The organism is Granulicella sp. L60 (genome assembly GCF_009765825.1).
GTDB lineage: Bacteria > Acidobacteriota > Terriglobia > Terriglobales > Acidobacteriaceae > Edaphobacter.
The window spans coordinates 22106-39213 of sequence record NZ_LMUR01000003.1 but is presented as its reverse complement, the minus strand read 5'-3'; the positions used below and the strand labels follow the sequence as shown (position 1 = coordinate 39213).

The window sequence follows — 17108 nt, the reverse complement described above, 5'->3', positions numbered from 1 at the left end:
AACTGCCTGACATTAAAGATATTTATCCAGAAGCAGAGAAAGCTTCTGGCGAGTCGCGTCCGGTATCGTCTTTCGATCCGTGAGAATGGCGTACTTCAGGGCATCAATACACCCGCAGCTCTTATCCGTCGGCATCGCGGCGACCGCAGCGCGCACCACCTTCGATGCGTTGTCGGCATTCTGATGCATCACCGCGACAATCTGATCCACCGTGACATCGTCATGCCCTTCGCGCCAGCAGTCGTAGTCGGTCACCATCGCCACCGTCGCATAGCAAATCTCCGCCTCCCGCGCGAGCTTCGCCTCCTGCAGGTTTGTCATGCCGATGATGTCCGCACCCCAGCTTCGATAGAGATTCGATTCAGCGCGAGTGGAGAACTGTGGCCCCTCAATACACACGTAGGTGCCACCAAGCTTGCTGACAACCCCCGCATCATCGCACGCCTTGTGCAACACCGCGGCCAAAGGCTTACACACCGGATCGCCAAACGAAACATGCGCCACGATCCCCTCGCCGAAGAACGTCGAAGCCCGAGCGAACGTGCGATCGATGAACTGATCCGGAATCACAAAGTCCGTCGGCTTATGCTCCTCCTTCAGCGACCCCACGGCCGAGACAGAAAGAATCGTCTCCACGCCCAGCATCTTCATCGCAAAAATATTTGCGCGAAAGTTCAGTTCGCTCGGCAGCAGCCGATGGCCCCGTCCATGCCGCGCCAGAAATGCGACGTTGCGGCCCTCAAGCTCGCCAAGAATAAATGCATCCGACGGCTCGCCGAACGGCGTCGTAAGGCGCTCCTCGCGCACATTGGTCAGTCCGGGCATGGCATACAGGCCGCTGCCTCCGATAATCCCTATCTCTGCCTTCATCAAAATCGATTGCTCCTCATTGGGTTCCGCATGTCCTGCTTCTACTTGTTCGCCCCTGTAGAAGTATATCGCTGCAGCGCCCCGGCATTCACCCCGCCAAACGAGGCCAGCACCCGAGCCATCGATAACGCAGGTTCATGCCGCGGCGCGCTCACCTGTTGAATCCTGCTTGTGGGCTGCACGCTCGTAATGCTCTCACGCAGCTTCCGAGCCAGTGAAAGATCGAATCCCTCGCCGATAAAAACGCTATCGCCAGAGCGCGAAATCACAACATCACCCTCGCTCGTCGAATAGACCTTCTCATCATCGTCAGCCTCGTCCTTCGCACGTTCCACCACACCCGAGTACTTGCGCGGAATCTGCGCCGCGTAGATATGCATAAACGACCGCGCCGAATCAGTGTTCTTCCACCGCGAGTAGTACAGCAGCGCAATCGATGCAGTCGACTCTTTCTGCGCCGCCGTCACCGCCGACCTCCGCTGCGCCGCGTAGTACACACCGCCATTCCACTCCGGCGAAAGCGCCTGCGCCTGCTCCCGCCCGCCAAACAACTCGGTCAGAATCCGCACATCCAGCTCACCCATCACGCCCACGTCATACGGAACATACTCAGGCTCCAGCAGCGGATGAATATCCGGCAGCCGAATCACCGGCACCGGCGCATGAGCCATATACGCCTCCGGATGCATAATCTCAAAGCTCGAAGAAGGAGAATTCGCAAGCACCCCTGCGAACGCCGCCTGCTTCCCCGCCTTCACCAGAATCGCCTGTTCGAAACTCAGCCCGTCGCTATACGGAAACAGCAGCGACTCCTGCAGTAGCAGCGGAGCACGCGCCATCACCGGCGAACCGCTCGTATCGCTCACCTGATCCTTCAACTTGTCCGCAAGCTCAGGCGAATCAGCCAGAGTCTTTCCACTAGGACGCAGTGTGTAGTCGACAAAGACCGCCATTGCCTGTCCCTCCGCCACCGCACCACGCGCCGTATCGGCCTCGTCCACCTGCAGATGATGGTTATCCTCCACCACATTGTGCGAGGTATCGTCCAGGCTGACCTCGGACCACTTCGTCAGATTGATCTTCTGATCCTGCAGCGCATGTGTCAGCTCGTGCGCCAGCACAGGCTTCTGCTCATCCGGCGCAATCCAGTCCAGCAGGTTCACCGTCTTCGTCTTGTTGTCGTAGAAGCCCGCAATCTGTTCCGTCAGCAACGAGAGAAGAAAAGTCCGCAGATGAAAATCGCGGTCCAGCAGCCCAAACTTCTTCAGCACCACCTCCGACCGCTCCATCCGTTTCGCACCTTGATCCTCGTCGAACTTCTCGCGCAGATAACGATTCACCTCATCGCGCGAGATCAGCTTGCGTTTCACCGCATGATCGATCGGCAGCCCCGAATCGTTGCTCGCAAAGCTGAGAATCTCATCGACCGAACGAAACAGCTCCTTCGCCTGATCCTTCGTCATCGGCGTCTGCGCTTCGGTCGCAGGAGCCTGCGGTGTAGCGGGAGCCACACTCTGCGCCCCATACGCCGTACAACCGCCCACCAATAGCGCAATGGCCGCGAAACATATCATCGAACTACCGCTCCGGCCGCTCAGTATCTCCTGCAATATCACCCTCTCATAACCGCTATAATCAAGTGTACGCAAGTTTTCGCAGACTCCCGCCATGACCCCTCCAGCACAATCCGGAAACGCCGCCTCAGAGTTGGCCTCGCTGCTCCAGGGCGCAGGCATCTCACGCCTCGACGACACCGGATGGATCCGCGTCACCGGCGAAGATCGCGTCCGCTGGCTCAACGGCATGGTCACCAACTCCATCCAGCAGATGAACCCCGGTGAAGGAACCTACAACTTCCTCCTCAGCGTCCAGGGCCGCATTCAGGGCGACGCGAACATCTTCGCCCAGCCCGAATCCCTGCTCATCGAGACCAGTGCAACCCAGCTCCTGCCTATGATGGCTCTCCTCGATCGCTACATCATCATGGACGACGTTGAGCTAACCGACATCAGCGCCGAGCCCTCAGGCCTCCTCATCGCAGGCCCCCACGCAGCCCGCCTTCTGGAAAAGATCGGCCTCACCATCACCGCCGAGCCGGGCACCTTGGAGATCCGCGCCACCCTCTGGCACGACAGCGAAGTGCGCATCATCCACGCGCACAGCCCCCTCGTCCCCCGCTTCGAGCTATGGGCCGACCACGTCATCGCCGACGATCTCTTTGCAGCCCTTCAGCGCGAAGGCGCATCCACCTGCACCCCCGAAAGCCTCGAGTGGCTTCGCATCCTCGAAGGAACCCCAGCCTTCGCCATCGATATTCGCGACCGCGAACTCCCCCAGGAGACCGCACAAACCCGCGCCCTCCACTTCGCCAAGGGCTGCTATCTCGGTCAGGAGATCGTCGAGCGCATCCGCTCCCGTGGCAACGTCCACCGCACCTTCAGCGGCTTCCGTCTCGAAGGCGAACTCCCACCCGCAGGCGCCATCTTCGAAGCCGACGGCAAACCCATCGGAGAACTCACCACCGTAGCCACGATTCCACTGCCCAACGCACAACCCACCTCCACGCACTTCGCCCTCGGATACGTAAGGTGCGAGGCCCTCGAACGAGGCACGCCCCTCCTCTATTCCGGCGGAACCGCATCACCCGTCTCCCTTCCCTTTTTGAGCGTTGCAGCCTCGGAGCTGCACGCAGCATCAGAATCTTCTGAAAGAGTGTGATCATGTCCGAACAGAACAAACCCTTCGTCGTCACCGACCGCCGTAAGTTCACCAAAGACGGCGAACCCCGCCCCGACGCCGATCCCTCGCCCGAACGCGAGAGACGCGACGAGCAGGTCGAATCCTCCGCAACCTTAGTTGAGTCAAAGCCCGAAGCCTCTGCCCCACATTCCATCCATCCCGAGCCCACCGACACCGAAGCACCCACCGCCCCAACCGCCGAACAGAGCGATCAGGCCAAGCGCGCCTACGAGATGACGGCAGACCGTCTCGACACCGCCATCCGCTCCGCCAACCCCGGCATGGACCATCCACCCACGATGAGCTTCGAGCAGCTCGTCCAGTCCGTCTACATGACCTCGATCATGCAGCTCGGTGGCACCACGCAGGAGGGCCAGCAGCCCCAGGTCGATATCCTCGGCGCACGCCAGAGCGTCGACATGCTCGCCGTCCTCGAAGAAAAGACCAGAGGCAATCTCTCCCTCGATGAAGAGCGCCTCCTCTCCAGCGCCTTGTTCGAACTCCGCATGGCCTTCCTCGAGGTCACCCAGGCCCTAGCGCGGTCCGCAGCAGCGAAGGCACCCGGCGGCCCTGGACGTCCCGGTGGCCCCGGCGGCCCAAGCATCGTCCGCTAACGATGGATGCGACCCTCACATTCCTCGGAACCGGCACCTCCATGGGGGTGCCGACCCTGGGCTGCGACTGTGCAGTCTGCACCTCGACCGACCCCCACAACCGCCGCACCCGGCCATCCATCCGGCTTGCCTACGACAACCGCACCGTCCTCATCGACACCGGCCCGGACTTCCACGCTCAGGCCATCCGCGAAGGCATCCGTCGCGTTGATGCCGTCCTCTACACCCACGGCCACGCCGATCACGTCATGGGCTTCGACGACCTCCGTCCCCTCAGCTTCCACGCCAACGGCAACCTGCCCATCTACGCCGACGATCCAACCGCCGCCAACATCGAGCGCATCTTCGAGTACACCTTCCGCAAGGAAGACCGTTATCCCACCAGCGCCCGCGTCCAGACTCATCGCATCGACATGACCCCCGGCGCCGGCTTCGATCTCTTCGGCGCCTGCTTCCAGCGCATCCCCGTCACCCACGGCCGTCAGGAGATCACCGGCTACCGCTTCGGCTCCGCAGCCTACCTCACCGACATGAGCGATATCCCCGCCGTCAGCGTTCCCTTTCTCCAGGATCTCGACGTCCTCATCGTCGATGCCTTACGCCACGATCCCCACCCCAGCCACTCCCATCTACAAAAATCCGTCGACATCGTCGAGCAGCTCAAACCGAAGCGCGCCTTCTTCACCCACATGGGCCACGATCTCGACCACCAAACCACCAACGCCATGCTCCCACCCCACATCCGCCTCGCCCACGACGGCCTGCAGATTAAATTCGAGATCGCCTGATGCAGATATTCCATCAACTCGCAGAGATCCCCGCCGACTACGGCCCCGTCATCGCAACCATCGGCAACTTCGACGGCGTCCATCGCGGACACAAGCTCGTCATCGCCCAGGTCGTCGCCCGTGCGCAGAGCCTCGGCCTCCGCTCCCTCGCCATCACCTTCGACCCCCATCCCGCCAGAGTCCTTCGTCCCGATTCCATCCAGCCCCTCCTCACGCCCATCGCCGAAAAGCTCGAACTCCTGCGCTCCACAGGAATCGACGCCGTACTCGTCCTTCCCTTTACCGAAGCCCTCTCGCACACCACCGCACGAGCCTTCGCCTCCGACGTCCTCCACAACGCCCTGCACGTCACCGAACTCCACGAGGGCGAAAACTTTCGCTTCGGCTATCAGGCCCAGGCCGGCATCGAAAGCCTCGAAGCCCTCGGACGCGAACTAGGCTTCGGCGTCCGCGTCTACACCCCGCACAGCGTCCGCAAACACGCCGTCTCCTCAAGCCGCATCCGCCAGTTAGTCGCCGAGGGCGACGTCAGCCACGTCCGCGCTCTCCTCGGCCGCAGCTTCGCCGTTCACAGCATCCCCGCCTCCGGCCGCGGCTATGGCACACGCTACACCGTCCCCACCATCAACCTCGCCCCCTACACCGAGCTGCTTCCCGCCAACGGCGTCTACATCACCACCCTCATCATCGGCTCCGGCCCGTCCGCCGAAACCTTCGAAGCCATCACCAACGTAGGCAACCGCCCCACCTTCGGAGCCGACTCCTTCACCGTCGAATCCCACCTGCTCAACTTCCACCCCATCGCCCTCGACGAGACCACCCCGCTCACCCTGACCTTCCTGCGCCGCCTCCGCCCGGAGATCCGCTGGCCCAACCCCGAAGCCCTGAAGGCGCAGATCGGCCGCGACGTAACCCAGGCAAAGCGATACTTCAGTTTGTGTCGGGCGGTGGCTTCGAAACCCCGGACTGATCATCCGCATGCGGCCGTGCAGGTACCGTAGTAGGCCTCTCCCCAGCAGGAGCACCAGTCTTCGCAGCAGGAACACCAACCTTCTCCGGAGCACTCACCCCCGCCTTCGCCCCCGGAGCCACCTTAGGTGCAACAGCAACCGCCTTCGCAGGCCCAACCACAGCACCCGGAGCAGCCCCCTTCGGCAAATCCCCTACACCCGCACCCTTATCCCCCACCGGCTTCACACCACCCGCAGCCGAGCTCACCGCAACATCCAGCCTCTTCTTCGGCGCATCCGCCGTGGCAAAAGCCTCATTCGGCTTATTCGCAATCGCCGCCCGCATAAAGTCCATCCACATCGGCAGCGCCGCCCGCGCACCCGTCTCCTTCTCACCAAGACTCTGCCGATCGTCATACCCAATCCACGTCCCACACGTCACCGAAGGCGAAAACCCAATAAACCACGCGTCCGTATAGTCGTTCGTCGTCCCCGTCTTGCCTCCAAACGGATGCTTCAACTGCGACGCCGCCGCTCCCGTACCCTGACGAACCACCGCCTGCAGCAGCTGCATCATCGTCCGCGCCGTCTGCACCGAAATCACCTCCGTCACCACGCTCGGCGCACTCTCCAGCGGCAATCCATCCGCCTGCGCCACCTTGCGAATGTACCGCGGCTCAATCAAAATCCCATCGTTCGGAAACACGCTGTAAGCCCCCACCTGCTCAGCCAGCGTAATATCCGCCGACCCGATCGCCACCGGAAGAAACGCCGGAATGTTGCTCGTAATCCCAAACCGGTGCGCCGTCTCAATCACCTTCCGAATCCCATAACGATCCGCCAGCTTCAGTGCCGGTATATTGCGCGACTCCGCAAACGCATTCAGCAGCGTCATCGCCCCCAGATAGTTCGCCTCATAGTTATGCGGCGTATACGGCCCATTCGGCGTCGGAAACGTCGTAGGCCCGTCCACAATAATGTCCGAAGGCTTCGCCCCCGCCTCAATCGCCGTCGTATACACATACGGCTTGAACGACGACCCCACCTGCCTCTGCGCCTGTGTCGCCCGGTTGAACTGCGACAACGCAAAGTCGCGTCCGCCCACCATCGCCAGCACCTCGCCGCTCGCATTGTCCACCGCCATCATCGAAGCCTGCGCGCCCGAGTCCTGCTGCAGCGAAACCTTCATCCCCCCGCCCGCCTGCACCTCTTCAACCTTCAGATACACCACATCGCCCGTCCGCAGAAAACTATCCGCATCCCCATTCTGCGTCCACTTCCAGTCCTCCGGCGTCAGCACCGCCCGCCGATCCCCCACCTTCACCCCAACCTTCTTCGCCGCCACCGACGTCACCACCCCATGCACATAGCTATCCTTCTCCACCGGCTGCACCCAGTCCGGATGCCGATAGCTCTCCACATCCGTGCCCTCCAGCACCACGTTCGCCAGCCGCCCCTTCCACCCATGCCTGCGCTCATACGCAGCCGTCCCGTCCATCACCGCTCTCTTCGCCACCTGCTGCAAATCCAGATCGAGCGTCGTATACACCCGCAGCCCCGCGCCATGCACCTGGTCCACGCCATACTGCTTCTCCAGCTGCCGCCGCACTTCTTCCACGAAATAAGGCGCAATACTGTTCGCCGGAGCCTCAAGGTGCAGCCCCAGCGGAGCAGCCTTCGCCGCCTCCTCCTGCCGCGCCGTAATCTTCCCATCCGACTGCATCTCGCTCAGTACCAGATTCCGCCGCCGCAGCGCCCGATCCGGATACCGCAGCGGCGAATAAGCCTCCGGCCCCTTCGGCAACGCCGCCAGCAGCGCAGCCTCCGGCAGCGTCAGGTCGCGCACATGCTTGCTGAAAAAATACTCCGACCCCGCCTCAAACCCATACGTCCCATGCCCAAGATAGATCTGGTTCGCATACAGCTCGAAGATCTGCTCCTTCGTAAACCGCCGTTCAATCTGCGTCGAAAGAAAGATCTCCTGCAGCTTCCGTCCATACGTCTTCTCCGACGACAGAAACAAATTCCGCGCCAGCTGCATCGTCAACGTCGAAGCGCCCTGCGCCCTCCCGCTCGAGTGCAGATCGCGATACGCCGCACCCACCGCGCGAAACAGATTCACACCCCAGTTGCGCTCAAAGCTCTTGTCTTCAATCGAAATAATTGCCTGCCGCAGCACCGGAGGAAAGTCGCTGTACGGCACCACCACGCGCCTCTCCAGCGCAAACGAGCCAAACACCCGCCCATGAACATCCAGCAACTCTGTCGTCGTATTCGGCCGATACCGCGCCAGATCGTCCATCTGCGGAAGATCGATCGAGTACACAAACATCAGCCCGCACAACGCACCAAACACCGCCGACAGACCCAGCAGCGTATAGAACGTCAGCCGCCGCGCAATCCGTCGACTCGGATACTCAGGCCCCTCGATCAGGCGTCGAAGAACGCGCTGCCACAAAGGGCTTTCTTCCCCTGATGATGTCTCGGTATCTCGCTTAAATAGGCTCTGCACGGCCCTTTCACCATAGCACGGCGCCTACGCGGCGGGCGGTCACTTCGTGACTCGTATAACCCCTCCGGTCGCTGCTCCCGATGGTCGCCTGAAAGATTTGTCCGCCAACCAACAGGAGGCCCACGCAAAGCGGTATACAGGTCACGAAGTGACCGCCCGCCCGCGCAGGGCGCCTGTAGCCTTAAGCCGCCTTGCTCTTCAACAGATCCAGAGCCTTCGAAAGCTGCTCATCCACCGTCACGCTAGGCTTCGCCGGAGCAGCATGGCTATCCGTCGCCTCAGCCGCATCGTCATCCGCGCCGCCGTCATCGTCCTTCGCCGAAGCCACCGTCACACCCGGCGTCACGCCATCGTCCTGCAGCTTCTTACCCGACGGCGACTCATACTTCGCAATCGACAGAATCATCGCCGAACCATCCGGCAGCTCAAACGTCTTCTGCTGCGCGCCCTCGCCAAACGTTCTCTCCCCCACCAGCTCCGCCCGCTTGTTATCCAGCAGCGCACCCGCCGCAAGCTCCGCCGGCCCCGCAGTCCCGCGATTCACCAGCACCACCACCGGAGCCGTCGTATTCACAGCCTTCGCCGGATCGGCAGAGAACGTCTGCTTCTCCACCTTCTGTCCCTCCAGCGTCGCAATCGTGCCCGACTTCAAAAAGAAGTTCGCCAGCCGCGTAGCCTCTGCCATATCGCCAGCCGCCACATCGCGCAGGTCCAGCAGCACCTTCTTGTTCCCGGCCTTCGGCATCGCCTTCAGCTTCGTCTCGATCTCCTGCACATGCTCGTGATCCAGAACTCCCGGCTTCAGATACAGAATCGAAGAGTTCTCATACATCGTCTCCGCCACCGGAGCCAGCGCAGGCGAAACCCGCGTCATCACAATCTTGTCCGGCGCACTCTTCCGCGGACGAACCACCGAAACCGTCAACTCGCTCCCCGGCTGACCCTCCAGCATCAGGCGAATCATCGCCAGCGAGATATCCCGCGTATCCTGCGTTCCAATCGCCTCGATAATGTCGCCGTCGCTCAGGTTCGCCTTATCCGCCGGGCTGCCCGGTACCACCGACACCACCGTCGCATAACCAAAGCGCTTCGAGACATTGATCCCCACCTGCGCCTTGCCGCCCTTGTCCGCCTTATAAGCCTTATAGTCGTCCGGCGACAGGTAGCTCGAATCCGCATCCAGCGACTCCAGCAGCCCGCGCAGCGCCCCATTCGTCACCGAGTTGATGTTCGGCTCTTCCACATAGTCCGTCTGGATATGCCGCAACACCTCGCTGTACACGTTGATCTGCCGGTACGCGCCATCCTGCGGCTCCGTCGCCGCGTTCACGCCGCTCGAGTTGACGCCCAGAAACACCGTTACAACCAGGACAACCGACACGGCGAGCAGCAGGATCTTCGAGATCTTAGGCATAGTTCTGTACAGCTCCAAAAGGGGTCTTCCCTTACCAGCAGGAGTTAGACGCATCCCGCCGGCAAAGCGATATAGACAAAATGATACTCTCGAACCACAGAGAGTGCGCTGGTACGCGCGATAACACTTTGGTGGCGGTGGGCAGAATCGAACTGCCGACCTACGGGTTATGAGTCCGTCGCTCTAACCATCTGAGCTACACCGCCGGGTGTTGTTGAAGGCTGTATCGGAAGGAATATCTCGCGGCACGATCCACTGCGCCGCTCACGTCAGCCTTTTGCAATGATACTTGATTAGTCGCAGCGGGTAAACGAGGCTCGAGCATGAATTGGCTCTAGGTAGTGTCTGACGAATCGCTCCGGCTGGTGTCTTTGCTTTTTGAGATAGGCCTGGGCTTTAGCCCAGGCATTCCCGGCTGCCCAAAAAGCGGGCTTCAGCCCCTGAGATATGCCTTCTTGTCCAATGCCACCATGCTCAGAGAGCCCTACTACGATTCGTCAGACACTATCTAAAATCGCCCTTTGGAAGTCCGTTCTTACATTTATGGCCATCTCTTTCGCGGCAGTCCCGCTATTCCCCTATTTCGGCAAAGCTGGCGACTGCAAACCTAACGTAATAGAAGGTCAATGCTGCATGAGTACCTTCTTTGGCTTCGTACGTGGAGTTTTCTGGAGCAGCCATCCTGCTTGGCGGAGGGATCTACCTTACCATCGCACGAGCGGGTGAGAGCGCTAGAATCAAAGCACAGAACATTCTTCCAAATTGATGCCTGAACCCACTCAAAATCCACCGACAATCCTCGGCGTCATCCCCGCCCGCCTGGCCTCCACCCGCCTCCCTCGCAAGGTCCTCCGCACCCTCGCCGGACGCCCTATGCTCGCCTGGGTCTTCGACGCCGCCAGCGCCTGCCCCCAGCTCGACCGCGTCCTCATCGCCACCGACTCCGAAGAGGTCGCCGAGCTCTGCCACCGCAACCACTGGCCCGTCCAGCTCACCTCGCCCGACCTGCCCAGCGGCACCGACCGCGTCCACGCCATCTCCCAGACCATCCACGCCGACATCTACGTCAACATCCAGGGCGACGAGCCGCTCCTCAAACCCCAGCACCTCACCGCGCTCCTCCGCCCCTTCGCCCACCCCCACGTCGAAGTCTCCACCCTCAAAGTCCTCTGCACCCCCGAGAACATCGCGAACCCCAACGCCGTCAAAGTCGTCACCGCCACCGACGGCCGCGCCCTCTACTTCTCCCGCGCCACCATTCCCTACGACCGCGACGCTCCAGCAAAAAGCCCCCAAACACCAACAAGCGACCGTGTAGCACCAGCAAGCAACCACATCCCGCCGCAGTACTGGAAGCACATCGGCCTCTACGCCTACAGCAAAGCCGCCCTCCAGCGCTTCCCCACCCTGCCCCACAGCCTCCTCGAACAAGCCGAACGCCTCGAACAACTCCGCTTCCTCGAAAACGGAATCCCCATCCACGTCGAACCCACCGACTACGACACCATCGGCGTAGACACCGAAGAAGACCTCCAGCGCGTAGAGTCCCTCCTGCTCACCTGACCCTCCCTCCAGCCGCCTCTAAAACGCTGTCAAGCCCCAAACCAACCTAACTCCTTGCAACATAGAGAGATCCGCGTGGCGTACAAGTTACCCTCCACAACCTATACTGGATATAGAAGCTAAAAAAGCCCCGACCAAATCGGGGCTTTCAAATTTAACAAGGAGAGTTGCCACCTAAGTCCTTTTGATGGAAATATTTAGCCGTAACCCATTTAGATGGAATATTTTGCGCCCCCCCCTCTACGCTAAGTCATACACCGCCAACGCTTTAGCATTTCAAGTGGGGGAGGGGAGGGGTACCCCATTTACACTTGCCCGTGCCGTTGCCCGTCCCTTTGTTTGTCATCCCGCAGGGATCTGCTGTTGCTGTTGCACTTGCCGTTGCCTGCCCTTTTGTTTGTCATTCCGTAGCGAAGCGAAGGAACCCGCGTCAAGCCGTCAACAACCACCTCACCCCACCGGAGCAAACCGCATCTCCAACCCATCCACCCCCGGCACCACCACAACCCCCTCCAGCGACCCCACAACCCAATCCGCCCTATCCAGATCCGCCGCAGCATGAGTCCCCAGCACCCCCAGCACTCGGCACCCCGCAGCAACCCCAGCCCCCACACCCGAAGGCGCATCCTCCACCACTACGCAATCCTCAGGACGCAGCCCAATCAAACCAGCCCCACGAACATACGGCTCCGGGTCCGGCTTCCCTCGCTCCACATCATCCGCAGTAATAATCAGCCCAGGAATCGGCAGCCCCGCAGCAACCAGCCGCCCCAGCAGCAGCCTCCGCGTAGCCGAGGTCACGATCGCCCACCGCTCCGGCGGCAAGCTCTCCAGCAACACCCGCACCCCCGGCAGCACCACCAGGTCGGCAACGTCTTCCAACTCGATATCCTCGATCACCCGCAGCCCCTCCACGGGATCGATGTCAGGCCGCAGCGACTTTACAATCTCAATCGCCCGCATCCCATGCGGAACCTCGTACACCTCGGCGTTAGGCACGTCATACATCTCCGCCCAGCGTCTCCAGGAACGAATCACCGAACCGATGGAGCTCACCAGAACCCCATCCATATCGAACAAAATGCCCTTCGTCTCCACCACAATCGGACTCGTCAAGCGACACGTCCTTGCAGCACAAGCGCCTGCGCCGCCGCGAGCACACGCTCGACCGACTCTACCGAACAGCTCTCGCAGTACACCCGAAGCAAAGGCTCGGTCCCCGAAGCCCGCAGCAGAAGCCACGTCTCAGCAGCATTCACCTTACCCGCGCACTCCGGATTCTCCAGGAAGAACTTGATTCCATCCAGCGTCTCCACCCGCAGAACCTTCAACCCCGCAATCTCCGCCACACCTGCCTTCGCCCGCGCAATCGCACCCTGCTTCAACTCCTCGGTGATGTGCATATCGACGCGTCCATACTGGTGCTCGCCAAACTCCTCCTGCAGCGCCGCCACCAGCTCGCCCAGCGTCTTCTTCTCATCCGCCATCACATTCGCGATCAGCAGCGAGTTCAGCAGTCCATCCCGCTCCGGCAGATGCCGGCTGATCCCAACCCCGCCCGACTCCTCACCGCCGATCAGAATCTCCTGCTCCAGCATCAGGTCACACACATACTTGAAGCCGATCCCATGCTCATGCAGCCGCCGCCCGTACTTCACGCAGATCCGGTCCAGCATCTTCGTCGTGTTAAATGCGCGCGTCACATCGCCCGGCCACTTCTTCCGCTCCAGCAACCACTTCAGAAGCACCGCGAAGATCTTATGCGCATCCACAACATTGCCATGCTCATCCACCGCGCCAATACGATCCGCATCACCATCGGTGATCAGTCCCGCATCGCATCTCTCCGCAACCACCGCAAGCTGCGTCGCATGAATATGCGGCAGAATCGGCTCCGGATTGATTCCCGGAAACGCAGGATTGATCTCACTCCGCATCTCCACGAACGGCACTCCAGCCTCCGTAAAGATACCCGCAATCACACCGCGCCCTGCGCCATACATGCAGTCGATCAGGAACTTGTATCCCGAAGCACGAATCGCCTCAAGATCCACAAACCGCGCAATCGCCGCAATGTAATCCGGGTTGAAGTCGACCGTATCGATACGCGCCGCAACAGCAGCCTGCGGCAATGCCTTCCCCAGATAGCCTTCAATCGCCGCCATGATCGAAGGCTTGCCCGACCCGCCATAGCTGGCCTTGTACTTCACGCCGTTCCACTCCGCGGGATTGTGGCTTGACGTGATCATCACACCGCCCGCAGCCTTCCGCTCCCGTACCGCATACGACAGCGCCGGAGTAGGCGTAATCTCCGCAGCCATCGCCACCGGAATCCCAGCCCCGGCCAGCACACCCGCAACGACATTCGCAAAAGAGCGCGAACCAAAGCGCGTGTCATAGGCGATGCAAACTCCAGCCTCAGGACTCTCATGCGCCAGAACGTAGTTCGCAATCGCAGCCGCCGCCACCCGGACATTCGCATACGTGAAATCATCCGCGATAATCCCGCGCCAGCCATCGGTACCAAACTTGACTACTGTCATCTCTGCCATATCGTTCGTTCGATGCCTTCTCTAAGCCCTTGTATCCAGGCTCATTCATAACGCTGTTTAGATGAGGTCTTCCCTGCCGACAGCCTTCAACTCCGCAACGACCTTCCCCACTTCCTGCGACCGCTCACGAGTCGTAATCAGCAGAGCATCCTTTGTCTGAACAACCACCAGATTGCTCACGCCCACCAACGCAATCACCTTCCCCGGAGCGTGAACGTAGTTACCGCTCGAATCGATGGAGATGCAAAGCGGATCCTCACCCTCAAAGACGTTCGCAACCGAGACATTCTCCGGAGGGCAGTCTGCCGCGTGCTCATGCAGTGAAGACCAGGACCCAAGATCGTTCCATTCGAAGTCCCCCGGCAAGCTGTAGATCTCCGCACCTATCTCACCCTTGGCCGACCGAGGCTCCAGCACTGCATAGTCAATGCTGATGCTCTCGCACTTCGGATAGACCTCAGCGAAGACGCGATCAAATTCAGCCTGAGAGATCCTGCGTGCCTCCGCGATCTTCTCCAGCAGCGGTGCCATCGCCGGGCAATGCTCGCGCACAGCGTTCGCCAGCGTCCGCGCGCTCCATAGAAATATCCCACCGTTCCATGCATAGTTGCCGGAGGCCACAAACTGTTCTGCGAGTTGACCATGAGGCTTTTCCGTAAATCGCCTCACGCGCCGCACAGCTACATTCGAGAAAGGCAGTTTTGCAGGATCGACTGCATCACCCAGCTCGATGTAGCCGTAGCCTGTCTCCGCACGCGTAGGCGGTACACCCAGCACGACGATCTTCTCTCCACTCGCGGCCAGTGCAACACCGGCACGAATCACCTCAGCAAAGCGAGCCTTGTTCTTGACCACGTGATCGGATGGAAAGATGCCAATCACCGTCTCAGGCGAGGAAGCCTCAAGAAGAAACGCAGCCAGAGCGCACGCCGGAGCTGTATTTCTCGCTGTAGGCTCACTCACAATATGCTCGCGCGATACCTCAGGAAGTTGTTCCGCGATCAGGTCATCCAGAAGGCTGTTGGTAATCACCCACACATCGCCTGGGTCGGCCAGCGGCGTAAGACGCTCCAGCGTCTGCTGAATCATCGTGCGGTCGCCATCCAGGGCAAGAACCTGTTTGGCCCGTGTCCTCCGACTGCGAGGCCAAAATCGCGTCCCGCTGCCACCTGCAAGAATCACAGGAGCGAAAGCCTGCTCCGTCTTACCGCCTTCAAAGGGCATACGCCTCCATCTTAAAGGAAAGACCGCATCGCGAGTTCCGAGGTGCGGTCCATCCAAAAGATTGCATTAACCTAGCTTCGCAAAGTACTCCCGCATCCGCTTTACGCCCTCATCGATCACGTCGTGCGAGACCGCGTAGGACAGACGAATATGCTCATCCGTTCCAAACGCCTCGCCTGGAACCACCACCACGTGAGCTTCGCTCAGTAGTTTGGCCGCAAGATCCGACGCTGATTGGATGCCACCCTTGCCAATAAAATTCTTTACATTTGGATAGACATAGAAAGCTCCCTGCGGCACCGTGCAGCTAAGTCCAGGAATCGTCTTGAAGCCCTCCAGCACCTGGTCGCGCAGCTTGATGTAGTCCGCACGCATCTCGGTCACGCACTCCTGCGAACCCGTCAGCGCCGCAATCGAGGCACGCTGCACCATGCTCGCCGTGTTCGACGTGCTCTGCGACTGCAGCTTGCTCATCGCCGCAATAATAGGCTTCGGTCCAAGCGCAAACCCTGCACGCCATCCTGTCATTGCATAGGTCTTCGAAAGCGAACCCAGCACGACGATGTGCTCCTTGCAGTCCGTAAACGAAGCACCGCTGACAACCTCACCGGTAAACGTCAGGTACACATAGCACTCATCGAGCAGCACATAGATCCCATGCTTGTGGGCCAGGCGAACAATCGCTTCGAGGTCCTCGGGAGACACCACCGCACCCGAAGGATTCGACGGCGTATTCAAAATAATCGCCTTCGTCTTCGGCGTAATCGCCGCCTCGATCATCTTCGCCGTAATCCTGAAATTTTCTTCCTCTTTGCTCTCGACCAGGACCACCTTGCCGCCAGCATACTGGATGATGTCCTTGAACGAGACCCAGTACGGTACCGGCAGAATCACCTCGTCGCCATGGTCGACCAGCACCTGGATCGCGTTGAACAGCGCCAGCTTGCCGCCGGTCGTAAAGACACACTCCTCCGGCGTATAGTTCGAGCCGAAGTCGCACGCATGACGATCCACCACAGCCTTCCGTATCTCCGGAATGCCCGCAACGTTCGTATAGCGAGTAAAGTTCTTCTCGATCGCATCGATAGCCGCGTCCTTGATATGACGTGGAGTCGAGAAATGCGGTTCGCCCGCCCCGAAGTCCGCCAGGTTCACACCCTCGGACTTCAACTTCAACGCAGCGGCGGTAATCGCCATGGTTGCCGAAACTTCAATGCGGCCGATCCGGTCCGCAAATATCTTCGTCGCAGTTGCAGTGGTCATACTCTCTAGTTTGGCAGATTTGGACCTTGAGATAAAGCCGCAGACCAGTTTGCCCCTAAAGCCGGTTAGGAACCTTAGCCTTCAGCCTCTCCATCACCAGTGGAGGAACCAGCGCCGAAACATCTCCGCCCAGCTGGAATACCCCTTTGATCAGCCGCGAACTGACATACGTGTACTTCTCCGCAGGCATCATGAACAGCGTCTCAAGCTCTGGGTCGAGCTTCCGGTTCATCATCGCCATCTGAAACTCATACTCATAGTCGCTGATGGCCCGAATCCCCCGCAGCACTGCCTTGGCTCCCTGCTGCCGGGCAAAGTCCACCAGCAGCCCGTCGAACGTCGTCACCGACACATTGCCAAAGCTCCGCGTCGCCTCAAAGATCATCTCTTCGCGCTCGGGCACCGTAAAAAGCGGTGTGCCCTTCTCGGAGTTGCGCAGGATCGCGACCACAAGCTCATCGACGATCTTCGAGCCTCGAGCAATAAGATCGAGATGCCCATTCGTAAGCGGATCGAACGTTCCGGGATAGATAGCTCTAACGGTATGCATGCATCAGCAGCATATCGCGCTTTGACGGTAAAAAATAAATCGATCCCGTCCTGTAGTCTTGCGGACAAC

At 60.2% G+C, this 17108-nt stretch carries 14 protein-coding genes and 1 tRNA gene; 5 read left to right on the top strand and 10 right to left on the bottom strand.

Features of this window, described 5'->3' with window-relative positions; all coding sequences use genetic code 11:
* Positions 1-12: 12 nt before the first annotated feature.
* Both mtnP and GSQ82_RS00875 read right to left on the bottom strand, forming a co-directional pair.
* Entirely contained in the window at positions 13-873 is an 861-nt protein-coding gene (mtnP, locus tag GSQ82_RS00880) for an S-methyl-5'-thioadenosine phosphorylase (RefSeq protein WP_158790148.1), read from the bottom strand.
* Positions 874-911: 38 nt separating this feature from the next.
* Complete coding sequence (locus GSQ82_RS00875) at positions 912-2444, bottom strand: hypothetical protein (protein ID WP_158790147.1); 1533 nt, start codon at positions 2442-2444, stop codon at positions 912-914.
* Positions 2445-2538: 94 nt separating this feature from the next.
* Here GSQ82_RS00875 and GSQ82_RS00870 point away from each other — a divergent pair, with 94 nt between their 5' ends.
* From GSQ82_RS00870 to ribF, 4 genes are read left to right on the top strand one after another with little or no spacing between them, the layout of a single operon-like run.
* Positions 2539-3588: a folate-binding protein YgfZ gene (locus tag GSQ82_RS00870; protein WP_158790146.1), complete on the top strand. Its 1050-nt coding sequence runs from the start codon at positions 2539-2541 to the stop codon at positions 3586-3588.
* A 2-nt stretch (positions 3589-3590) separates the two neighbouring features.
* Entirely contained in the window at positions 3591-4223 is a 633-nt protein-coding gene (locus tag GSQ82_RS00865) for a DUF1844 domain-containing protein (RefSeq protein ID WP_158790145.1), read from the top strand.
* A gap of 2 nt (positions 4224-4225) precedes the next feature.
* Positions 4226-5011 (top strand): MBL fold metallo-hydrolase, encoded by a 786-nt coding sequence (locus tag GSQ82_RS00860; protein WP_158790144.1) that lies wholly within the window; start codon positions 4226-4228, stop codon positions 5009-5011.
* Positions 5011-6012, top strand: a complete 1002-nt coding sequence (gene ribF, locus GSQ82_RS00855; protein ID WP_158790143.1) for a riboflavin biosynthesis protein RibF — start codon at positions 5011-5013, stop codon at positions 6010-6012. Before GSQ82_RS00860 ends, ribF begins: the two co-directional genes overlap by 1 nt.
* Here ribF and GSQ82_RS00850 read toward each other — a convergent pair.
* The 3 genes from GSQ82_RS00850 to GSQ82_RS00840 all read right to left on the bottom strand — a co-directional run bounded on the left by GSQ82_RS00850 (position 5942) and on the right by GSQ82_RS00840 (position 10093).
* Positions 5942-8419 (bottom strand): penicillin-binding protein 1A, encoded by a 2478-nt coding sequence (locus tag GSQ82_RS00850; protein ID WP_254061326.1) that lies wholly within the window; start codon positions 8417-8419, stop codon positions 5942-5944. The genes ribF and GSQ82_RS00850 overlap by 71 nt on opposite strands.
* Before the next feature lie 235 nt (positions 8420-8654).
* Positions 8655-9887, bottom strand: coding sequence for a S41 family peptidase (locus GSQ82_RS00845; RefSeq protein WP_158790141.1), 1233 nt, complete (start codon positions 9885-9887; stop codon positions 8655-8657).
* A gap of 129 nt (positions 9888-10016) precedes the next feature.
* Positions 10017-10093, bottom strand: a tRNA-Met gene (locus GSQ82_RS00840).
* Positions 10094-10652: 559 nt separating this feature from the next.
* Between GSQ82_RS00840 and kdsB the strand changes: the two genes are divergently transcribed.
* Positions 10653-11450, top strand: a complete 798-nt coding sequence (gene kdsB / locus GSQ82_RS00835) for a 3-deoxy-manno-octulosonate cytidylyltransferase (RefSeq protein ID WP_158790140.1) — start codon at positions 10653-10655, stop codon at positions 11448-11450.
* Between the two features lie 450 nt (positions 11451-11900).
* On the opposite strand, the gene GSQ82_RS00830 is transcribed toward kdsB, so the two are convergent.
* The 5 genes from GSQ82_RS00830 to coaD form a co-directional block, all read right to left on the bottom strand.
* Entirely contained in the window at positions 11901-12566 is a 666-nt protein-coding gene (locus GSQ82_RS00830; RefSeq protein WP_254061325.1) for an HAD-IA family hydrolase, read from the bottom strand.
* Positions 12563-14002, bottom strand: a complete 1440-nt coding sequence (locus GSQ82_RS00825) for a phosphoglucomutase/phosphomannomutase family protein (RefSeq protein WP_158790139.1) — start codon at positions 14000-14002, stop codon at positions 12563-12565. The genes GSQ82_RS00830 and GSQ82_RS00825 overlap by 4 nt, the downstream gene beginning before the upstream one ends.
* 57 nt (positions 14003-14059) lie before the next feature.
* Positions 14060-15226: a mannose-1-phosphate guanylyltransferase gene (locus GSQ82_RS00820; RefSeq protein WP_158790138.1), complete on the bottom strand. Its 1167-nt coding sequence runs from the start codon at positions 15224-15226 to the stop codon at positions 14060-14062.
* Between the two features lie 66 nt (positions 15227-15292).
* Positions 15293-16489: a pyridoxal phosphate-dependent aminotransferase gene (locus tag GSQ82_RS00815; RefSeq protein ID WP_158790137.1), complete on the bottom strand. Its 1197-nt coding sequence runs from the start codon at positions 16487-16489 to the stop codon at positions 15293-15295.
* A gap of 55 nt (positions 16490-16544) precedes the next feature.
* Positions 16545-17039, bottom strand: coding sequence for a pantetheine-phosphate adenylyltransferase (gene coaD, locus GSQ82_RS00810; protein WP_158790136.1), 495 nt, complete (start codon positions 17037-17039; stop codon positions 16545-16547).
* Between the last annotated feature and the right edge of the window lie 69 nt (positions 17040-17108).